Origin of the sequence: Pedobacter sp. GR22-10 (genome assembly GCF_026239715.1) — a bacterium.
Taxonomy (GTDB): Bacteria; Bacteroidota; Bacteroidia; order Sphingobacteriales; family Sphingobacteriaceae; genus Pedobacter.
Genome location: NZ_JAPIVR010000003.1, coordinates 673,669 through 695,397 on the forward strand (window position 1 = coordinate 673,669; position 21,729 = coordinate 695,397).

Genomic DNA, 21,729 nt, shown 5'->3' on the forward strand with positions numbered 1-21,729 from the left:
AAGACATCATTACGGGTTTCCGTAAAGTTGTGATGAATCCCTTGCAAACTTTACTAAGAGTCTGTTTTTAACCAGTCTATAAATCGAGGGGCTTTTGAACGGCTGACGTTTATAGGTTCTGGGGTTTCTGGTTGTAGTCTTACTTTAAGGCCTTTGTGTGGAATCTTTACATAACCTTTTACCGCCGCAGAAGAGACAATATAACTTCTTGTTGCTTTGAAAAAGGATGCTTCGTCTAGTTTTTTATAGAGACTCTCTAAAGCTATAAAACATACATCAAGTTCACTATTATGATGCTGGATATAGGTTGTCCCGTTTTCTACATAGATATAGGCAATAGCTGCGGTTGCAATTTTCTTCTCTCCCTTCCCATCAGGAATAAATAGATACAAAACCGGCGCTGGTTTTGGTTTTCCAGCCGTACTATTTAGCCATTCCGAAGATCTATACATATAGTAATAAACCATATGTAGGAGATTGATCATGATACAAATGAGTACAAGTAAGCTGGACATATTCCGGATATACCTTGTTGAGCTGATACTGACGTTGAGGAAATAAAAAGAAACCCAACTGAAAAAATAACAGATCAGTATAGGTGCCATAAATCCTAATAGAATCTGAAAAACAAGCCTTTTCCATAAATCTTTCTCCCAGAGCCACTTTGAATCCAGATAACTTGTGAAAATATTGGTAAAGGTTATCATGATGAAAACGGTTGCAAATGTATTCGCACATGCAATGTGATACCAATCTTGGGTTAAGGTATGCCAAAACCGTGAGTTCATAGTTGGCCAGTTTAAACAAAGCGTTATGCATAGCGAGATCAGCATCATCCAGCCAAAGCTGAAATAATCTGGAAGATTTTTGCCATCTGATTTCTTGCTATGCATAAACTGCCTTATTAGTTTCATAAAAATACAAAAAGACCTTTTTATTGACCAGTCATAGGGGGCAATTCATCAAAGTGAGGGACAGTTCACCTCTGAAATTGATACAGTTGACGGAAAAACGTCCTTTTTGCCTCTATTTTTCTGAAAGGATAGGCCTAAATTTATTCAAGCAATCCGATAGGCAATGAACAATGATTTTAATGAACAGCCGTCAGGCCCTGAAAAAAAAGAGTATAAATTTCTTTGGATGAGATTTAAAAAGCCGGAACGCGGAGAAGTTTATCAAAGCCTTTTTGGCATTATCGCAGTTATCATTGGCGTTGGACTGGCAGCACTATTCCCTCAGAAAAATTGCACATGTGAGGATCAGATAACAGACCTGCGATTGGAAACCCTGGCCCGTCAAGGCAATACACAGGTCATGCACTATCAACGGGAGCGTGAGAGTGTCATTATTTGTGCTGCTAAGAGGGAAGAGCTCCTCAAAAAGCTTGAGCAAGAGAAAAGACGGCGTCCCAATAAAGAAAGCAGGCCCGATTGATTTGGGAAAAAATATTGAAATATGGTGGGTAGCACCTGTTTTCAGCCGCCCTTCCCGGGCGTTAAGTAGAAAGCGCTAAGATAATCTGCCCAGAAGTTGATTAGGTTATTGGTGCGGAAACCGGCAGGTGCTCGTAAGTTTTGACCGGACTTTGTACAGGGGACGCAGGCGCAGCGATAAGCGCGTATATTTCAAAATGGGCATGCAACAGCCAGGTTATTGCAAAGGGTAAATTTTAGTTAAGACAGGAATTATGAAAACTTTAAGGGTAGCTATATGGATTGAACGGATACCGGAAATAATTTTCCGAACCGGCCTTTCTGTGCTTGCAACGCTAATCCTCAAAATGATTAAGAAACGTCTAGCTAATGTAGAAGTAAAATTAGGTTCACCTGCATTAAGTGAGCCCAATATGTCCCACGCCCAAAAGAGAGTAGTTGTTTATTTTCCACATGTTCGCAAATATGCGCTGTTCCCGGCGAGGCCGTGAGGCCTGATAAAAGGAAAAAGGCTGTCCAAAGCTGAACAGTCCTTTTCGGAATGCCCGCCACAAGGGCGACCATAATTAAATCATTTTAAATTTAAACAATATCGGTATGTATACCAAATCATTTAATACTAAAAAAACATGGCTTGGAGCTATGTTTTCTTTTGCACTAGTTGCAATTATGGGTTTAGCTTTTGCGTTTAAACCATCAAATAGTAGTGCCAATACCAAGAAAGTACAGCCAAATCTGTACTGGTATCAGATCAGTTCTTCGGGTACATTACAGGCGCAGCTTAACAGTACCCCTCAGACAAAGGATGATTCTATGCCTGGTGGCAGCAATCCCCTTACCTCTTGTGAGGATCAGACTGCTGCTGATTGTATCAGAGGCTACGAAACTGTTCAGACGATTGATGATGTTGCTCCCGCTCCAGCGGACAACGACCATCGCGTAAGGTTTAGTAATTAATGATTAAGGGGTGGTAATGGATGGTTATTCCTTCACCACCCCTATTTCCCTTATTACCAGGACATCAATTGGCCTTTTCTGTTCAACAAGGTCTAGCCCATATTGCTTTAATTGTGCTCTGATTTTTCCCAGATTAAAACTATCAACGGCATTTCCGTTTAATTCAATGTCTATGTTTCCTGAATAACCGGTTTCGTCCACAAATGGCTTTTCTAGTCTGAGCGCTACCCATGAGCCTAGAATATTTGAAAAAGTCTTAAAAGGACGGTTGATCAGTCTCCTAACCGAATCAATTTGACTGGTCCGGATATCAGACATCCTAAAATTAGAAGGCCCTGTTTTCTTAGACTTTAGCTTATCCATGTTTCCTGCCTTTACTAAAATCATACTACTGATCAATTTTTTTTCTACCCTTGCATCAAATCCAAGATATCGCTTCAGATCGGAACGCATCATACTGAACCTTTCTTCCGCCGTATTTTCCGGTAACAGCAGTGCATAGTTGTATAGATTTTTTCTCTTCCAATCGTGAGCCATTTCTTCCTCTTTAGGTGAAATAAATCGTTGAGTATTGTTCATGTCTAATACAATATTCCATTTCTTGGAAAAATCGTATTTCCCCTGTTCCCCGAAAGCTTCCCTGTATAAATTCATGAGGTCATAATTATGGAATGATAACCCATTCTTTCCTATCGAGCCGTTGAAATTCACCCCTGGAATCGCTTTTGAAAGATAGGAATAGCTAATTACGCTAGGCTCATATTCCCTGTCAAAAAGAGATGTCAAGTATTTACGCCTTTCCCTGTAATCTTCTAAATTCACCTTGTTTCCGGCAAGGAAGCGACGAATGGATGCTGCCGTAAGTTCATTGGTCATCTGGTGAAACTTCCCTTCTCCGTCTATCCACGCATAGGCAGGATTAGCCCGATTCGGGAATAATTTGTTGATCGTGACATCACTGGTTGCAAAAGGAATCTGTGGCCTGAAAAGAAATTTGCGGGTCTCAAAAAACTTTCTTGTTGAATCAAGACTTTCCTTGTTAACCAGCACAATCGTTACCTCATCTGCGAAGAGTCGCTGCAGGGAATCTATTTTTGGAAACGACTTTAAACAGGAAATACAGCTTGGGCTCCAAAAATCGAATATGATCAACTTTCCTCTAATCTTGCCAAGGTCAAACGCTTTCTTAGGGTAGTTATAAATATTTTGAATCACTATATCCGGAATCTGTTCGCCTTTTTTTAAAGCGGCTTGGGCCATACTTGGCAGTGGAAAGAAACCCAACATTAAAAGTAGGACAATTAAATGTTGGGTTTTAGCTATTTTAATTTGTCTAATTTTCATATCCTGGATTTTGGGTTAAAAAAATATTGGTCTGCGTTTCTGGAAAAGGAATGGGATATAATGCCATGAAAGGTTTCCAGTTTGGCTTAAGTCCAGTAAGTTTTTGGTCAACTCTGCCGCTTCTTTTCAAATCAAGCCATCGATGGCCCCACTCACAAAAAAGTTCAATCTGACGTTCATGAAATATCGCCTCAGTCAGCTCTGCTTTAGTCAGTATAGTAGAAAGGTTAGGGAGTGGGTTTGTTATGGCAGGAGTTGCAGTTGCCCTAGCCCTGGTTCGAACCATATTCAGATCCGAGACCGCCCCACCAAGGTTGTCCTGGGCTAACCGCGCTTCCGCTCTAATCAGGTACTGCTCCGCCAGGCGCAGGACAATAAGACTTTCACTTACCGTGGAGTTGGCCCTAATCTTATACTTGTATGGATAACTATAACTTACACCATTGACAATATTGCTGGACAACCACCTACTTTTTCGAAGATCTCCTGCTTCAAATTCATTTAGCAGGTTATCCCTGATCACAAGAGGAGGGACAACAATACCAGAAGACGGGATTAAAATGGCTGCTTCTGCTGTATTAGCCGTTTCCCTTACCAACTGCCAGATGGTTTCATTTGAGGTGTTCAGAAAGGTCTTGTTTAGGTCCGGCTCCATGTTATATAAACCGGAGGATATTACTGAAGATGCTTCAGCCTCTGCCTCAGCCCATCGCTGGCTGTAAAGATAAACCCTGGCCAAAAGTGCTCTGGCCGCGAATAGATTGGGCCTTGCTTTTGCACTACTCGGGTAATTTGCAGTTAGGAGAACTTTAGCTTCCTCAAGGTCTTTAATAATCTGGGCGTAAACAATGGCTGATGACGTTCGTGGCATCACTGCGTTCTGCTCAAAGTTGCTTGTAAGCGTAAGAGGGATATCACCAAAAAGATTAACCAGATAAAATAAATAAAATGCCCGAATGGTAAGGGTTTCACCGGTTAACTGTTTTTTTGTTGCTGTACTTAATGAGTTTGAGGAGGCCAGCCCTTCCAGGATGGCATTTGCTTGGTAGATGTTGCGGTATGCCGTGCTCCAGATGTTATTGCTGATTATCCCGTTTGAAGAAAGCAGCATATTACCCGAAAAAGGATCATAACTGCTGCTCTGCGCAGGATTGAGCAGTTCATCCGCCGACAAGCCGGAATAGACGCTCAGCCCGCCATTACTCATGCTCAGGTTTAGCGTCACCATCTTGCTATAGAGCCCCATCACCGCTGATGTTGCGGTCTCATTTCCAGAGAATACATCTTTGCTCAGGATCAGATTTCCTGCCTTTGGCACCTCAATTAGCTTTTCACATGCACTCCATAAAAAAGCGGTTAATAGCAGGCTCCCAAAAAGCAAGCGCCTAAGATGGGAAATAGGCCCTGGGTATGTTTTAATTACTGTTGTTTTCATAATTATAGTGTTAATTGTAAACCAGCGGTTATTGTCCTTAAGGGTGGCAACACAAACAGATTCTGGCTTTCCGGGTCTGCTCCTTTATATCCTGTCATGGTTAGTAAATTCTGACCATGAACGTATATACTCAGCTGTTGCAGTTTGAGCTTTTTCACCCATCGCTCCGCAAAGGCATAGGTCAGGGATACATTTTTGAGCCTGATAAAAGATGCGTCACTAAATACTGCACTTGAAGCCGGTAAATAACTTCCTGCTGGCGCATAAGCAGCGCTACCGCCAGAGGCTACGACACGCTGAATATCTGCAAGGTCTCCAACAGCTTGCCACCGATCCAGTACAATAGCGGGCTGGTTGAAATAAAAGTAGCCCGGGATGAAGGTCGATTGGGTATATAAGTAGTTATATCCGGTCTGTTTTCTGAATTCCAGGAAAATGTCCAGCTTGATATTTTTATAGGAAAAGCTGTTTTGAAGGCCTCCATAGAAATCAGGCTGAGTATTTCTTACCAGAATTCTATCAGAAGCGTCATATAAGCCATCGCCGTTTACATCACGAAAGGAGTAAATTCCGTTTGATGAATCTACCCCAAGGTATTCGAGCACTCTTTTTGCCGAAAGTGGTTCGCCGATGATATAGGTATTGGCATAGCTGGAGCGATCAAGGCCACTGAATTTCACAAGCTTGTTTTTTGGAATGCTAAGATTTGCATTAGAGGTCCATTTAAAAGCGCCACTCAGAAAGTTGGTACTTTCAAGACTGATTTCCGCTCCTGAATTCTGCACCACAGCATCGAAGTTTCTAAGAATCGAGGTAAAGCCTGTTTGTATGGGCAGCTGATAATTGATCAGCTGGTTTCCGCTACGGTTTACAAAGTATGCGGCGCTAAGCATGATCCGGTTTTTTAGCAGCCCTAGCTCCAGTGCCACTTCAGCTTTATGGTTTGTCTCCCAGGAAAAATCCGCATTATACAGGCTCGAAGGCTGGAGCCCGGCATTTCCCTGATAAGGCAGGCTGGAATTCGTCCAGGTATCCAGGAACTTATAGTTCCCAATCTGGTCATTACCTGTTGTGCCGTAGCTGGCCCTTATCTTTCCGAAACTAAGCCAGGATAGTTTTTCCCTTATATAATCCTCTCCTGTAAATATCCATGCCGTTCCAAGGGAGCCAAAGTTTGCAAAACGCTTTCCCGGTCCGAACCTGCTCGATCCATCACGTCTTCCCGTCAGGTTAATGAGGTATTTATCCGCAAAATTATAATTGATTCTTCCATAAATGGCCGTATAGCGGTAAGCGTAATCACTATTGCTTGTGGTTACATTCCCGGCTGCGGCTATTGAGGACAGCAGGATATCATTCCTGTAATTCTGTGCGGATACGCTCAATGTGCTACTACTTGTATTCTGTAAGGTCCCCCCGGCAAGGATGTTTAATTTACCCTTGCCTAAGGTATTGATATATTCGAGCTGCGGCTCGACAACCCAGCTGCCTAGAAATGACCGACCAAAATTGGAATAAGGAAGTGTTCCTGAGTTTGGATTTATGGAACTTGAAGGATTAAGCGCCTGGTCATTACCAGATAAGCTATTGTACCCCAGGCTTACCTTTCCTTTTAGTCCGTCTAAGATTTCGTAGGCCATATTAACGCTTGTTGTAAGGTTAATGAACTTTCCGGTATATTGTCTGTTGGCTGCGGCCAAAGGGTTGGTAATTGCCCCGCCAAAAAAAGTGCCGCCCTCTTGCCAGTTCAGGTTGCCTGCATCATCGTATAATCGCATATTTGGTGGCATATTGACATAGGCGGTAAGATCGCCCGAACTCATCTTATTGCGGTCATATAAAAACCCGCCGCTAAAATCAAGACTAAAGCGTTCGTCCGTTGAGCGGTGATTCAGGCTAATCCGGCCTGATAGTTTATCGTCACGCTGTGCACCAGGAAATACAGAAGTCTCTCCATGGTAGCCTCCGGAAATCAGGAACCTGGTTTTCTCGGTCCCACCGCTTATCGATGACTGTACGTCGGTGGTTTTTGCATTTCCTCCAATCAGAAGATCCTTAAAATTGGTATACCTGGTCTGGTCCCATAACAGGAGATCGGGGGCGTTTGCATTCGTCATGGCAAGCCCGTCATTTTTAAAACCCTCCCTTCGCATCTTCAGGTAATCTTCTGTTGCCAGCATATCCATTGTTCTGGTGATGTGGCTATATCCATTGTAGATATTCAGGTTTAATCTGCTCTTACCTGCCACACCTTTTTTTGTCGTGATCAGAATTACACCATTGGCTCCGCGGCTACCATATATTGATGTCGCATCAGCATCCTTTAAGATTTCAACACTTTCAATTTCCGAAGGGTTGATGGTACTGAAGGGACTCACTCCGTTACTTCCTGTTGCATTGGTAACGGTGTTGATAGAATTGTTGCCTGGGGAAAAGGGAATGCCGTCGATAATAAATAACGGTTCAAAGCCTTGCATCAGCGATCCTTGGCCTCTAATCTGTACCTTTAGTCCAGAACCATTGATGCCGCTATTTTGTGTGATGGCAAGTCCTGGTATCCTGCCTTGTAGTGCACTTAGCGGATTTGACACAGGCTGAAGCGCGATTTCTGAAGCACTTACCTTTCCGATAGCGCCAGTGTTCAGCTTTTTAGTCGTTGTGCCATAGGCGATCACCACTACATCATCAAGGGATCCTGCTGTTTCATTCAAGATGATATCCAACGTTAATTTTGGCCCATAAGGCGTATTAACAGTCTGGTAACCAATGCTGCTTATGGTAAGGATTCCATCTGGCTTGTCAACCGTAAAGCTGAACTTTCCATCTTTATCTGTGAAAGTTATCCTTTTTTTTTCAGAGGTTTTTATAATTGCACCGGGAATAGGCTTCCCCGCTTTATCCCTCACGGTTCCGGCGAGTTTTATCGGAACAGTTTGTGCTTCGGCCCAAAAATTTAGGCATAGCAAAGCCATTACGACTATGTTTATCGTTTTTTTCATGAATTTGGTTAGTTGATTTTAGAATAGATATTCCTTAAAAAGGAGAAAAAAAATAAGGCAGCGAGCATTATAAAGAACCTAGTCTATTTCTATCATTAACCATTAGGGTTCCCTGCCTTATTTTATAGAGCTACTCGGGGGCGCAGATCACCAAAGAAATAAGGTGCTCGAACAGATGTGTGGATTTTGCTTTCATTGTCCTGGTAGAACACTTGAACAATGAAATCTAGATAATCAAGCAAATAATGATGAGCTCAATCTTAATATATTGCGGAAGCTTGTAGGAAAGCCGTGAGCATATACAAGGAGAGCCCATCACCATCTGCAAAGATAGTAAATGGGCAATAACTCCTGTACCTTGGGCTCACAAAAAACTCCTACATTTTCCGCTCAAGATTCAAAAATTCAATTGCCTATTTATTTTACTTAAATAAATGAGTTAATCTTTTTTTAGTTAAAAACCGATAAGTAAAGTTAATTATTTGTCCTATAAAACAAAATCTTTTGAATAATTTTTAGGATAAAATAGTTCTTCTTTTTGAGAATGACTATTGATGACGAGAAAGAGTATTCAAAAGCATTAGGTACGCGTATTAAGAAACTGATGAAAATTGCTGGCTTGGAATTGCCAGGAATGGTTGAGTTTACAAAAGTTTCAGACAGTCATCTTTATGCGATTATAAATGGAAATAGGACCTTAACAGGAAAAACAGCCGATAAGTTAACTAGGAAATTTGGACTAGAGGGCTGGATGTTGTTAAAATTGGATTATAAAATCCCTCAGAGTATTAGGAAGGCGACAGAGTTACAGGAGTTTTATAGCAATTTTAAGAATGTATCGGAATACTTTTCGGCGACCCAAGAATCCAGAAAATCTTCAGTATTTATAGAGAATGAAATTCGTAGTAACGACTTTTTTTCAACTCCGAAATTTATTTGGGAAATTAGAGAAGTGTTCACTAAAAAGGGAAAATTATATACCAGTAAGCAATTATCTCAGACTCTAACATACCTGGTCCAGAAGAAAGTTTTGAAAAATGAAAAACGTCCAATTAAACTTCGTGATGGGGAAATTGGAAAAAGAATAGTTGATGTCTTTTGGAAATAAACATTTAAATATTTTGTGAAATGTGTAGTAGACTGACTTATATTACGATTTGTAGATAAACTCATCATAAAGCTGAAATCATTCAACTTTGAGACTAAAGCATCTATATCTCCGGGTCCGAATTCCCTACATTTAATAAAATAAATAAAAAAACTTATTAAAATATACAGGTCAAAAGCGGAAACTTCACTTTTTAATTGCTTATTTAACGCAGTATCTAATCTAATTGAATCATTTTGATATGATCAATCTTATAATTTGATGAAAATGAAGGCATTTATTATCAGCTTACTATATTAATAGAAAGGGCGACTTAAAAGGATACTTAATAAAAATGACCATCCAACATGATAAAAGAGATGAAATCCTTTTAGCTTTTTCACAATACATAGCAGAATGCTTTAATATGGACGTATTTGTAGTTTACAACACATTTTAGGAAAAACTTGCAGTATGGCTGAGCAATTGGGCTTTTATACGATCGATCCCATTGAACTCCAAAAGCATACCAACGATCCTAATCCTATATTAGCTGTAAAAAGCAGCCGAGGTATCATTTATGCCCCAATGCTAAAATATCTTGATTGCTATGAACATATTTTCTGGGATATGCTACAGGCAATTCCCACTTCTGAAAATAACTTTATTTATCTCATGTTTAATAGCAAAACCAAGCTAATCAAGATCGGCAAGAGCAAAAAACCACAATACGGCGAGAAAACACTACAGAGCGAAGAACCAGAGATCACCATGATTGCTGTGTGGGAAGCTAATGCCCAAACAGAAACCAGCCTTCATCAAAAGTGTAAAGATAAATATATTTGTGGCGAATGGTTTAAACTTACGTTAAAAGATATGGCGGCTATCAAAGATAACAAGGATACCGAAAAAGCTTCTCTTGCAGATAGTATCCCGAATAGTACTACAAATCCCTTTTCCGAAATATTCTTTGAGCGAATTTATTCGTTAATTCTCATCGTTTCGTGTTGTATGTTTCTTTTGCTTCGTTTCAACCAGCTGTTTCTGTTGATACCTTTTCCTATAATACTTGATTGCTGGTATAATGATTCCTGTTATGAGCGTAATTATGCTCCCTAAATTAAGAGTTATGTGATCTATAAAAAAATGTATTTCCATCTTGTAAAAATTAGTCTTACAAAAATGAATACTAAATGATGCAGGGGTGGGTCCAGGGGTAACCCCTACTTTTTATTGGTTGCTTGCATATCTTTCACAATCAGCTTATTAACGCCTTCAAATTCCGCCCCTAGCTCATCAAATAAGGAAGCTACAATCTCTACGTTTTTCGCAATTTTAAGCCGATCACTAGTTGATTCCTGAATACCGGTTAATGCCTTTCTTACATTTTCATACCCATTATCAAAAAGAAAACTAAGGATCTTGGCTTGCTTTGTGGCATCTTGACTGATTTTATTCAGGCTTAGTTTTTTATCCTTTACCAGATAGTGCAATACAAGTGCCTTTTGGGAAATGGTATTTTTCTTTTGATCCATCGAAACCAGATCTGTATCATTGATCGTCGCTGAGGGAATAGAATAAACTACACGTCTAATAGAGGCGTAATAATAGTTTAATAATGTTGCAAAGCATAAAATATAATTACTAACTTCGTAAAATCCTATGTCATGAGATACTGCCATATCCGCGTTATAGTAAATGTCATCAACAGACAAAGCACCGTTTCCAAACTCATTGCGAAGGTTTTTTTCTATTTTTTCAGCACTTATTGGTTCATTGAAGAGCTTAAATGAAATCACACAATAGTCCTTATAAATTCCTTTTTGCTTATCATCCAACAAAAGTATATTTAATCTCACCTCTACATAAAACGCTTTGAGTATTACCTGCATATCATCAAACTCAGATTTGAGTTTTTTTACCATATCAAAACGGCTATCATCATCCCAAGAATGGATAAGTTCGTTAACGACATTTTGAATGCTTCTATTGACTGCATTAAACTTATCCGGTAAACTATCAATCTTTTGAGTCTTAAAATTCATAGATTAAGTTTAGTATCGGATTCTCTAAAATAAGTTTAAATATTCTTTTGAGTGTATAGAGCAATTTATATGTCATTGGGTATGGTTTCGATAAAAATTTATTATTTGATTAACTGTTTATAGATAATCCGCTAAAACGTATACTTAAAGCCATTTAAGCATGACTTATAACTATATAATTGCAGCGAACAAAATAAGTATTCAGAACCAATTTATCAGTTCATTTGATACTCATTTTCAAAGTCTAAAAATCCAGTTAATTCTCTTTATTAGCATCGTAAAACTCATGCACGCAATCCATTTTCTCTCTATAAATCATGCATGTCTTTCTAAAATTTTCATCATAAGGGCATTTCTCTACCTTCATGTGGGTGACATAAAAATTTCTAACATTTGTTTTTTCATCACAATTCAACGGGTTCGTCAGCGGATCACCAGTATAAAATAGGCTGACCACATTAATGCTTTTAACATCTTTAAAAAAATCCGTTTCGGCGGCAATAAGCCTCTCTACCGTTTTGCCGTTATTAATTACATCTGTAATTACAAGCACATTTAAATAATTTCCATTATTTTCAAGATGTATATTTTTTTCATACACTGCATGGTCCTGATAACGGTAAGAATAAGGCAGATAAGAATAAGTGGTTCCTGATCGAAGTGCGGTGTAAGTCGCCAGAATATTGCCCTCAATGCCCAACCCCAACACGAAATCGTATTTCAAGTCATTTCCCATAACCACCTCATAAACTGCCTTCTGGGCAAGCTGGAGATGCTCCATATCTGATAAAAAAACAGGAACATTTATCCAGTTGTGGGCCTTAGAAGAATCACTCCAATGGAAATGACCAGAGAGAAATAACTTTTTCTCTTTGATAATACTAAAGATTTTATCCGAATAGGAATTTTCAAAATTTAACTCAGGTGCCCTAGCACCAGCAGAGGCTTCCTTTTCGGCTTCAGCACTTTCCTGAGATTCTTCAACTACTTCTTCAATCTTTTCGACCGTTTCTTTAACTAGATCGGCATTCCCGAATATATCTTGCGGCGGGGCTGCAGCGACGATAGCCAAAGGCTTGCGGAGTTCAATTTCCGGCAGGTTCTCATTTGCACCACGAATGATAACCGGAGACCAGTTTCCCCATTTTGGGGCAGTTTTCGCGTTGTCATTTATCAGCGAATAACGGGTATTGCTTAAGGATAGTCCGCCGTTCTCAGCTTCAATTTTATAAACCCTAAAACCAATTGTTGCATCATTTTTGGCAAAAGAACCAGTGGATATATATAACAAGTTGTTTTCACGGTTAGATGCCGGTGTATGCTCGTTTCCGTAAAAAACCGCATTAAATTTGTATTGCCCAAATACCTGGATTAAATCTACCTTATTGGTAGCATCCCATTGTCCACTTTTTTTATTTTCATACTGTCCATCAAGATTATGATGGACAAATGCCACTTTGGAATACTCCGTAAATTTGTTCTCCAGTTCCGCTAACTCTTTTGAAAGTTTATCTGTATGGATGTACCCCAAGCCATTGTGAGCGCCGATCATCGCGTTTGAATTCAACCCAACCAATAATAGTTTTTCAGCTTCTAATACAAGATGTTGACAAACCATATTATCAACCGGAAACTCCATCTTTAGCACCTCAGCATAGAATTTCGAAAAATCGCTGAACTTCGCCTCATTCATTTCAAAGGCTGGTTTGCTTTTATCGCTACCTAGATAAGCAACTTGAAGACTAAGTCGATTGATATCATGGTCACCCGGAATTATCAGTAAATCCGAACGCTCCAGTTTCAGTTGCTCAATTAAGGATTCCAGAAAGATTGCAGCGGCTTGGTATTCTTCCGGCTTAGCCTGATCTGCAATGTCTCCAGTAATCACCAGGTATTTCTTAGCATCTGGATACTCTTCTTGTATTAACTTGCAGAACTGCTCCGCATACTTATTATTGTCCGTAAGCTTTGAATCTGTAGAAAGATTTGAGCCAACTTTATTCAATGGCACGCCATTGTTATCACGATGATAACTCACGTGCAAATCGGAGAGGTGTATGATGATTCGATCAGCCATGTTAAGCTTGTAATGATAATGCAGTTAAAATTTTAAAGTCTATAGGATTATTGCCCTCGGTTATGCTAAAAACACTGATAGAATTTTTATCCTGATGTTCAACAAGAAGTGTTTCAATTTTTACTACACAAGCATTACCTAAATATCTGCCGCCAGAATAGTTGATAATATTCTGACAGATTTTGATTTCTGTACCTAGGCAAATCACATCAGAAATTACCAGGTAGCGGGCTTCAGAACGAATCTTATTTCCAATACTACTGTATACTTTATTAGCCGGCCCGATATGATCCATAGAAAGCATATCCCATTTCAAAAACCTGGAAAGTATCGAGCAGATATAAGAACCATTTAGATTCTGACAGAACAAAATGGGTTTATCACCAGGCGCGCTCCAATCTTCTTTTTGGTGGATTTTAACCGCCATGTGGTAAATGATATAAGTAAAAAATGAAGGATCCGAAGTGATCATTCCCTTTACATCAATAAACTTTGGTACATATACTGGACTATTATGCCTAAAAGCCTTATCGCCCAGGTTATCTAAGGTGTTCGCAACCAACAATTCAGTAAATTTGTCGTTAAACAATGAAAGCGGATCGGCTATTTCGAAAGATTGTGCGTCTGTAGCTAGAACAACAAGAGGATAGACGCCTTCAACTAACTCATTTCCATTAATAAAAAAACCAAGATTTAGTTTTTCGATAATCTTATCGGATACATTTACAAAAGCCAATTGCTTTACCAGCTTAGTAAGCTCAATGATCACTTTAAATAAATTAGCCTGCACATCGCGAATGCCAGTAAAGTCCAGTACAGCACGGTACTCCGGACAGCCAGAAAGTGAAGCAAGGATATTATCCAAGGTTTCCATTGTCAATTCAGAACCAAAAATTCCCTCGCATATATTAATACCTGCATCTCCCTTGTCCGCAAGAAAACTTCCTGTGAAAGATTGTTCAGCATGAAGATTGAAGTACAGGCAATCCTGATGTATAATTTTTGATATCACCATAGCCTAGTTTACGTTTGTTGGTATTTCAGTTTCAACATGTACTCCCTTAAATCTTACTTTAAATATCCGTATGGCAGAAAACTGGACATCCTGCGTATAATTTCTGAATATGCTTTCCGCCAAACTGATAATAGCATTCCGGGCTTCAGTAGAGAAAGAGAGCATTTGACTGTGATAATCACCAGATGAGCCGGGATTAAGCAAAAACCTCGAATGACAACGCCATATCTTAGTCCTGATTTCCTGAAGCATAGCAAGTTCGTTTAACATTCTCGAAGAGACAATAATTTGAACGTTGTCATAATGTAGCCTAAAATAGCCCTGGCACCTGATGACCACTTTAAGCATCAGATCGAACATCCCCTGCCGATCCTTTAACATGGAATAATAAAAGGTCTCGAAAATTGAGAAAGCACATCGCCTTGTTACAGGCGCCATACTCACCGTAATCTTTTGGCCTAATATTTCCATAAGCCCACCAGGATTATAATAAGCAGTTTTTTCTTTCACCATGATGGTATCATATAACCCCACCCCAATATCGGCTATCGAGCAACTCGTTTTAAATCGGTTATTAAACATCATCATGTAGACATCTGACCCGGAATGAAAAATACCATTGGTAATGAGTTCTGACATAATCTGCACAAACTGGTTTTTGATAAAATCGTCCGTTCCTAGATCATCCACCAGGTTTTCAAAATGCGAAGTTGCCTGGAAAGAAAAATGCTCAATTAATGCATCCCTACGCTTTTCCCCATCTTCGATCACATTGATTAGTCTTAACCCAGGATCATTTTTACTATAGAGGTGTATTTTATGATCAGGTCTCATTTCCCCTTTATGACTAAACTGACCAATCGTCTCTCTACCGAATTTGAAAATTCTTTTGGCAGTCGGCCAGTTCGGATTATCATGATCGCCAACAATGTGCAAAAAATCACTTTGCTGCAAAAACCTGATGATTCCATTTGAACTAAGGTCATTGTCCATCTGCAGCGATATGCTCTGCTTATGAAACTCTTTAAGGAAAGCCCCCAACGCCATTAAAAGCGGCAAAACAGTTGGATCGATCCGAAGAGAACGATCCAGAGAAATCACCGGAGCATATCCTTTGTAATAATCAGAACGATAATATTCATTCAAATCACTTAAAAGTTCGTTGTAAAACCGGTACGAAGTAAATGGCTTCTGATCCGCAGAATCTAAGTGTATGATATTTTCTACAAGCACCTTGAAAATTAGTTAATGAAACACTTGAGGATTGGGTATACTTGAAATCATCAATCCTTTAAAATAGAAGAAGCTGATGATTTTCTTATGTTTTGTTATAGTCATGTCGGAGCGTTTTATCAAACTTAAGAAATTACTGCGATTATTTCATTATCTGTAATTCTTAACCTAAAATATAAACAGTAAAAACGCAATGATTTTTCCTCTTCACTATCTACACCTTTACAGGGAGATAAAAGCAGAAACATATTACACTATCAGACCATTTGCAGCAGAGTCCTGCGTAATCCACAACGTTTCTTCAAAGGCACAAAAAAAACACCTTTCTGGCGTAGACTGTAGGTCGCTGGGGGACAAAACCGGTTAAACTCATAGATATTCGATAGACAGGATAGTTTGTCCACAGCAATGCTCCAATGGTAATTTTTAAAAACTTTAAATATTGATACTCACCTTTGAGTAATTACGGTTTCCCCTAATGTAATGGTCTCACTATTTGATAACTTTATTGAAATTCTTTAGGGTGCAAACTATGAAGAGTCGCCAATGGACAGCTTTAACTGTTAATAAATCCAAACACTTATATAATGCCCCAAAATATTGTAGAATTTTTCGAAAAATCGCTGGATGTAACCTCACCTTACCTAAAAACCATACTTGAGGAAAGTAGCGAGATTGAATTTAAAAAAAGCCTGCACACCAAGTCCGATTCGATAGACAAACAGTATTTAAGAACAATATCCGGTTTTGCAAATAATATTGGCGGAACAATTATCTTTGGAATTGCGCCAGACAACAATGAAATCATTGGAATAAAAGCTGAACAAGCCAATTTAGATAACAGATATTTCAGTACGACGATAAACTCGGGATTGGATGGATGCTTCACATATAGATTTTCAACTAAAGCCTTTCTGGGAAAAATTGTCGGATTCCTTGAAATTGAGCGGGCCATTAGTAAGCCAATAATCATGAAAACTGATGCTGACGTTCACAAACTTGGCGAAATTTATTACAGGTATCCTGCCCAAACAACGAAAATCTTATCAGCTGACCTAAGACGAATCTTAAATGAAGAAATTGCAAATGGACTACAAAGCATGATGGGTAATATTTCCAAGCTGATCGAGGTCGGAAACAATGCTGCAATACTCGATGTTCAGACGGGTATTATTGACGGAGGGCCGCAGATGCCAAAATTTATCCTTGATGAGAAAATCTTGGAAAACATCAATATTATAAAGCTTGGACAGTTCGTCGAAAAAGAAGGATCACCCGCATACGTTATAAAAGGAGAAATCGAAACGGGAAATATTGAGTTCATTGAAAAAACCGTGTTATCTAATATCTATGAAGAAGATATTATCAACTATTTCGCCAAAGGTGAATGTGATGTTCCGGAGTTGGTTTTGGAAAGGCAGTTATCGCTGGCAAGCCATTATTTTCCGGTTCATTTTTTTGTAAGGGCTTTAGGTTATGACCCATCAAAAACGTTAGAATACTTAAGTTCCTTTGATAATAAAGAAATCAATCCAAGAGCGTTTGATAAAATAAAAGAGAGGCTTGCGAGCAGGTATAACTATGGAAAACAAGGGGTGATTTTTTACGACATAAAAGAAAAGATAGATAATGGCAGCATAGATGAAGCTAACATAAAAGTTACAATGGAAAAATACTCCAAACCAGCGTCTGCGGCGAGTAAGGCTAAAAGAACATTGATTTACAACACCTTAGTCAACTTCAGGCCTATAACAGATGAGCTTTTGAATGATCATACGACCCTGCTGATCGAGGCCCTGTCCAATATTGGAGAGGATTGTCTTCTACAAAACAAAAAATACTTTATGGACCTTATTGGGCGAATCAATGCGAAGCCAGGTTTCAAACGAAACACACTATTCAAAAAAATGATCTGTTTTTGCGATGAGGTCTATTATAATCAATTTGGAGTGCTGCAGACCAACTAAAAGACTAGCAGCAAAGAATATACATCAGCGCGTTTGAATTGCAAAGATAACTTAATCTAAAACCAAACCAGTCATGCCTACACAAAATTCAACCCTTTCGCAATTTTATAATAAACAGGAACGATATCTTTTTCTCGGAAATGGCATTAACCAGCTTCACGATGGATCACTTAGATGGAAAGGGCTATTAAAACTGATTGTTGATGAGCTAAAAATAAAGGTCAACATTGATGATGACCGTAAATCCAACACTCTGTTGTTCGAGGAAATGGCTTATGCCATCAACCACCATAAGGGCGATATTGAGACAAACATTCATTCCCTAAAGAAGTTACTGGCCCTTAAGGCTAGTGAGCTAGAACCACATGAAGCTGTAGCCAATCTTGTCAACAGTGACAAATACCAGCACTTTCTAACTACAAATTATGACTATTGCATTGAGAAATGTTTACAAGATACATACGACGGAACGAGGGGTAAACATCAAAAGACGCCAAAATATAGCCTTTTTAGATATAACCAAATTAATGAAACAAAAGTATGGCACATACATGGTGAGGTGAACACCGGCTATACGGGCAATAAGCAGTTTTATCCCGAAGCCTCGATCCTCATCGGCTTCGAACAATATTCAGACTATCTGCAAAAGGTGCATCAGATGGTCAAAAGCAGCAATGGAAAAGGCCTGATTAACCTTATTACGGATGCCAACAATAATTCGAAAAAGGAAAACTGGGTGCATCTTTTTTATACCCGGGATATAGACATTATAGGATTCGGGCTCGAATACGTAGAAAACCATTTATGGTTCTTGCTGAACTTCAGGGCACGATTGTTAAGGAAAAACATCAAAATTCCCAATACAATCAGATGGATCATCCCTGAATTTTGCTGGAATGAAAAAAAGGATAAAATAGAAATATTAGAAGCAATACATGTTAAGGTAATACCGGTAAAAACTACGAAAAACGATTACATCGGATTTTATAAGAATTTTTTGGAAAACCATGCTGAATATGAAAATTATTAAGCTTTCCCACGTTTTTTCTGCAAGGGATAACAGGATTGGTAACACTACCCATCACTGCTTAAAGACCTGGACTCATATTGGATGCATTTTCCAAGCAAGCTGCCTGTCAAAGCTTTTTCTTTTTTGGATGAATTGGCTACATTGTTATATTTGAACACTTAACGCAATCCACATGGCCTCGAATAATGCAACGGATGGGTCAAAAGCCATTTCCAAACCCCTACAATTTATGCACAAATGTTTTCATCTCAGGATTCAGCTCAGTTTTCTTCAGATACCCCAATTTAAGTCATGATCAATGTTAATTTACTGGCAAGTGGCCAAAGTGAAATTCTGAGAATCCTCAATCATAGTTTCCAAACAGGCAAAGAAAAAACGCTTATTTCTATGCCTCCCGGAACTGGTAAAACACTTATCGTTACGGCGTTCCTTGAAAATATTGCCAGAAATCTGGAAAAACGTGATCTGATACTGGTCATCGCGACCAATAGGGCGATAAAAGAACAGATGATCCAAGTTTTTAGTGAGCATATACCACTTCCAATCCTTGATCTGACCAATAAGCGTGAATCTGAGCTTCCCGCAATTATGGTACTGACCGAAAAAGAACTTGAAGATTTACAGGGCGCATTGGACTTTATCCGTCGTCCAAAGTTCTGCCTACTCTTGGTTGAAAAGATCAATCCGAAAGTTTCTGAACAACTTTTCAAAGCCCTGACCAGGTTCAAAGACTTACCACAGATAGCATTTACAAACGATAATGTTCCCTCCGATTATTTCGGCCACCCCAGTTTTATTTACTCTTATGCGGAGGCAATAAAAGATGGTCGGCTTGCGCCAATGCAGATACAGAACATAAGCCTCGGGCTGAATGAGATGCAACTTTCGGTGCGGAAACTTTTAAATGGAACTACTGACGATGAATCCGAAATCTTTGAAATCAAGGACAATGTCGCGCTCGAAGCTTATATCAACACGGTCTGCAAAGACCTTTTGGAAAGGATCACCAGCGGTAAAACCTTAATAGTTTCTCCAGGAATAGTACATGCAGAAGCGGTTTCAAGAGCATTGAATGAGATAAGTGGTTCGCTGGTTTCAGCAGTAATTCACTCACGGGTTCCTAAGGAAGAAGTCAAAGCTATACTCGACGATTTCAACAGCGAACAAAATTCGATTAACATACTTGTTATCATCAGGATGAATTTTGCTATCGCTACCAATAAGATCCAAAATGTAGCTCTTTTAAGGCGATATATAAATCCATCTTCATTGAAAACCATTCTAGCATTGGCCCAAAGAACTTATCCGCAGAAAAATTCTGTTAGGATACTGGACTACGCAGACAACTCCAAAGTTTTTAAACAGGTTTTTATGGACAGCGGGATTGAAACATCAATTGAACCAGTTCAGGTCCCCAGAACACACCTATCTGAGAGTGAAATCAGGTTTAGGGATAAAAAAAATATTGATCCGGTCCTCGCTGCAGATGAAATTGCCAAGGAGCTTTCCCAGATCATTGAGATTATTCCCGGGGAACAAGGCTCTATGATCGGCATTTTCGGGCCATGGGGCCGGGGAAAGACCTTTTTAATGGATCTCATATGGAAAGAGCTTGTTAAGACGGATAAATTTATTAAAGTTGATTTTCACGCATGGAAATATCAGGACACACCAGCGACCTGGGCATACCTTTACGAGAAGCTTGTAGAAAGGTATTTTGACGACGAAACGGATAAGTCGCTTATCAAGAAGTCTATTAAATCCCTTTGGCGGCGCTTACGACTAAATTGGAAGCGCCACAAGGTCGGTCCAATACTAAAGCTTCTTGGGGTAACTTTTGTAGGTATCGTTGCAAGTTTAATCATCGATTCATTTCTGCCGACTGGCCTAAAGTCTAAAAATAGTTATTATGATATATTAAAATTTCCGGCAGCAACAACTGTCATTATTTTCGCGATTATAAAGTCGTTAAAAAAGGATTATAGCTCAAAAGCAAATGAAATATTCAACAAGTATACCACTAAACACTCTTTCAGTGATCAATTGGGGTTACAGGCAGAAATACAGAAAGAGACATCGCAACTACTAAAATGCTGGATTCCCGAAAAACTGACTGCGCATAAAAAAATAGTATTGTTTATAGATGATATTGATCGTTGTAGCGAAACCAAGGTCATCCAGATTATCGATGCACTCAGGGTTTTACTGGAAGATATTCAGATTGCTGAAAGGATTGTTATCGTCGCCGCCGTGGATGAGCGGATATTAAAACTAGCCATCAAAAACAAATACAACAGCTTATTGTCCATCGAGGAAAAAGATGAGAAAGAGCATCGAAAAAGATTGAATAAAATCACAGAAGAGTACATGGATAAGCTTTTTATTTCGGGCATCAAGCTTGGAGTGCTTTCTATGGAAGAAAGGGACGACTTCATTCTCTCACTTACAAAAGCCGATCGTGATGAAACCGCATCATTAAAATCCTTGGAAAAAATAATTGAAAAAGAATGGAAAAATGAAGAATCCAGAATGAGTGATAATCTTAGGCAGGCCCTGATTGACCATGAGATCGAGGTACACCAGGAAACACAGTATAACGAGCAATTGGAGATGGAACAATACCTCGAGGAAGATTACCACTCTAAGTATATCGATAGTTCAAAACCCTTAGAACCATCCAATGCACAGATCAATAAAGGTAGATTAGCTCCAGAAGAAGTCGATATATTGCGATACGCGACCAGTCTATACACAGATGCAACCCCGCGTCAGATCAGAATTTTCTATTACCGCTATCTAATCGCTAAAAATTTATTGGAGAAAAGATATCGATCACTAAAAAGGACTAATATTTGGATTGAGATAGAGAATTCGATGATCGTAACAAAGCTGATTATCAAATACACGTTAACAACTGAAGACCAATCTTTAGAGACTCATCTGGCAACTATATTAAAAGCAAAAAATACAGTTTCAGAGATTGCTCTTCTAGCAGATACCAAGGTCGATACTGTAGACTACAGAGAGCTTCTAAAAGTTCTCAATTTGGTCATTGCTTATTAAATTGCATTACAATTATCCCTAAAAATTATCACCAATTAACCTTT

15 protein-coding genes are annotated in these 21,729 nt (G+C 39.1%); 7 read left to right on the plus strand and 8 right to left on the minus strand.

Annotated elements, in window-relative coordinates:
- Positions 1-53: 53 nt before the first annotated feature.
- Positions 54-893 (minus strand): LytR/AlgR family response regulator transcription factor, encoded by an 840-nt coding sequence (locus OQX64_RS15635; RefSeq protein WP_265819451.1) that lies wholly within the window; start codon positions 891-893, stop codon positions 54-56.
- Between the two features lie 184 nt (positions 894-1,077).
- Between OQX64_RS15635 and OQX64_RS15640 the strand changes: the two genes are divergently transcribed.
- Positions 1,078-1,434, plus strand: a complete 357-nt coding sequence (locus OQX64_RS15640) for a hypothetical protein (RefSeq protein ID WP_265819452.1) — start codon at positions 1,078-1,080, stop codon at positions 1,432-1,434.
- Between the two features lie 596 nt (positions 1,435-2,030).
- Positions 2,031-2,390: a hypothetical protein gene (locus OQX64_RS15645; protein ID WP_265819453.1), complete on the plus strand. Its 360-nt coding sequence runs from the start codon at positions 2,031-2,033 to the stop codon at positions 2,388-2,390.
- Positions 2,391-2,414: 24 nt separating this feature from the next.
- Here OQX64_RS15645 and OQX64_RS15650 read toward each other — a convergent pair whose 3' ends face one another.
- From OQX64_RS15650 to OQX64_RS15660, 3 genes are read right to left on the minus strand one after another with little or no spacing between them, the layout of a single operon-like run.
- Positions 2,415-3,734 carry a DUF3738 domain-containing protein gene (locus OQX64_RS15650; RefSeq protein WP_265819454.1) on the minus strand — a complete coding sequence of 440 codons (1,320 nt, stop codon included), beginning with the start codon at positions 3,732-3,734 and terminating at the stop codon, positions 2,415-2,417.
- Positions 3,724-5,169, minus strand: coding sequence for a RagB/SusD family nutrient uptake outer membrane protein (locus OQX64_RS15655; protein ID WP_265819455.1), 1,446 nt, complete (start codon positions 5,167-5,169; stop codon positions 3,724-3,726). Before OQX64_RS15655 ends, OQX64_RS15650 begins: the two co-directional genes overlap by 11 nt.
- 2 nt (positions 5,170-5,171) lie before the next feature.
- A complete protein-coding gene (locus OQX64_RS15660; protein ID WP_265819456.1) occupies positions 5,172-8,168 on the minus strand; it encodes a SusC/RagA family TonB-linked outer membrane protein in 2,997 nt (998 codons plus the stop codon).
- 544 nt (positions 8,169-8,712) lie between these two features.
- Between OQX64_RS15660 and OQX64_RS15665 the strand changes: the two genes are divergently transcribed.
- Positions 8,713-9,276: a hypothetical protein gene (locus OQX64_RS15665; RefSeq protein WP_265819457.1), complete on the plus strand. Its 564-nt coding sequence runs from the start codon at positions 8,713-8,715 to the stop codon at positions 9,274-9,276.
- Positions 9,277-9,729: 453 nt separating this feature from the next.
- Positions 9,730-10,374: a GIY-YIG nuclease family protein gene (locus OQX64_RS15670; protein WP_265819458.1), complete on the plus strand. Its 645-nt coding sequence runs from the start codon at positions 9,730-9,732 to the stop codon at positions 10,372-10,374.
- 104 nt (positions 10,375-10,478) lie between these two features.
- On the opposite strand, the gene OQX64_RS15675 is transcribed toward OQX64_RS15670, so the two are convergent.
- The 4 genes from OQX64_RS15675 to OQX64_RS15690 form a co-directional block, all read right to left on the minus strand.
- Positions 10,479-11,300 (minus strand): hypothetical protein, encoded by an 822-nt coding sequence (locus OQX64_RS15675; RefSeq protein ID WP_265819459.1) that lies wholly within the window; start codon positions 11,298-11,300, stop codon positions 10,479-10,481.
- A gap of 256 nt (positions 11,301-11,556) precedes the next feature.
- Positions 11,557-13,377, minus strand: a complete 1,821-nt coding sequence (locus OQX64_RS15680; RefSeq protein ID WP_265819460.1) for a metallophosphoesterase family protein — start codon at positions 13,375-13,377, stop codon at positions 11,557-11,559.
- A 1-nt stretch (position 13,378) separates the two neighbouring features.
- Positions 13,379-14,392, minus strand: a complete 1,014-nt coding sequence (locus OQX64_RS15685) for a hypothetical protein (protein WP_265819461.1) — start codon at positions 14,390-14,392, stop codon at positions 13,379-13,381.
- A 3-nt stretch (positions 14,393-14,395) separates the two neighbouring features.
- A complete protein-coding gene (locus tag OQX64_RS15690) occupies positions 14,396-15,625 on the minus strand; it encodes a hypothetical protein (RefSeq protein ID WP_265819462.1) in 1,230 nt (409 codons plus the stop codon).
- A gap of 587 nt (positions 15,626-16,212) precedes the next feature.
- Here OQX64_RS15690 and OQX64_RS15695 point away from each other — a divergent pair.
- The 3 genes from OQX64_RS15695 (at position 16,213) to OQX64_RS15705 (ending at position 21,685) form a co-directional block, all read left to right on the plus strand.
- Positions 16,213-17,592, plus strand: a complete 1,380-nt coding sequence (locus tag OQX64_RS15695) for a helix-turn-helix domain-containing protein (RefSeq protein WP_265819463.1) — start codon at positions 16,213-16,215, stop codon at positions 17,590-17,592.
- A 73-nt stretch (positions 17,593-17,665) separates the two neighbouring features.
- Positions 17,666-18,622, plus strand: coding sequence for an SIR2 family protein (locus tag OQX64_RS15700; protein WP_265819464.1), 957 nt, complete (start codon positions 17,666-17,668; stop codon positions 18,620-18,622).
- Between the two features lie 291 nt (positions 18,623-18,913).
- Positions 18,914-21,685, plus strand: a complete 2,772-nt coding sequence (locus tag OQX64_RS15705) for a P-loop NTPase fold protein (protein WP_265819465.1) — start codon at positions 18,914-18,916, stop codon at positions 21,683-21,685.
- Positions 21,686-21,729 lie beyond the last annotated feature (44 nt).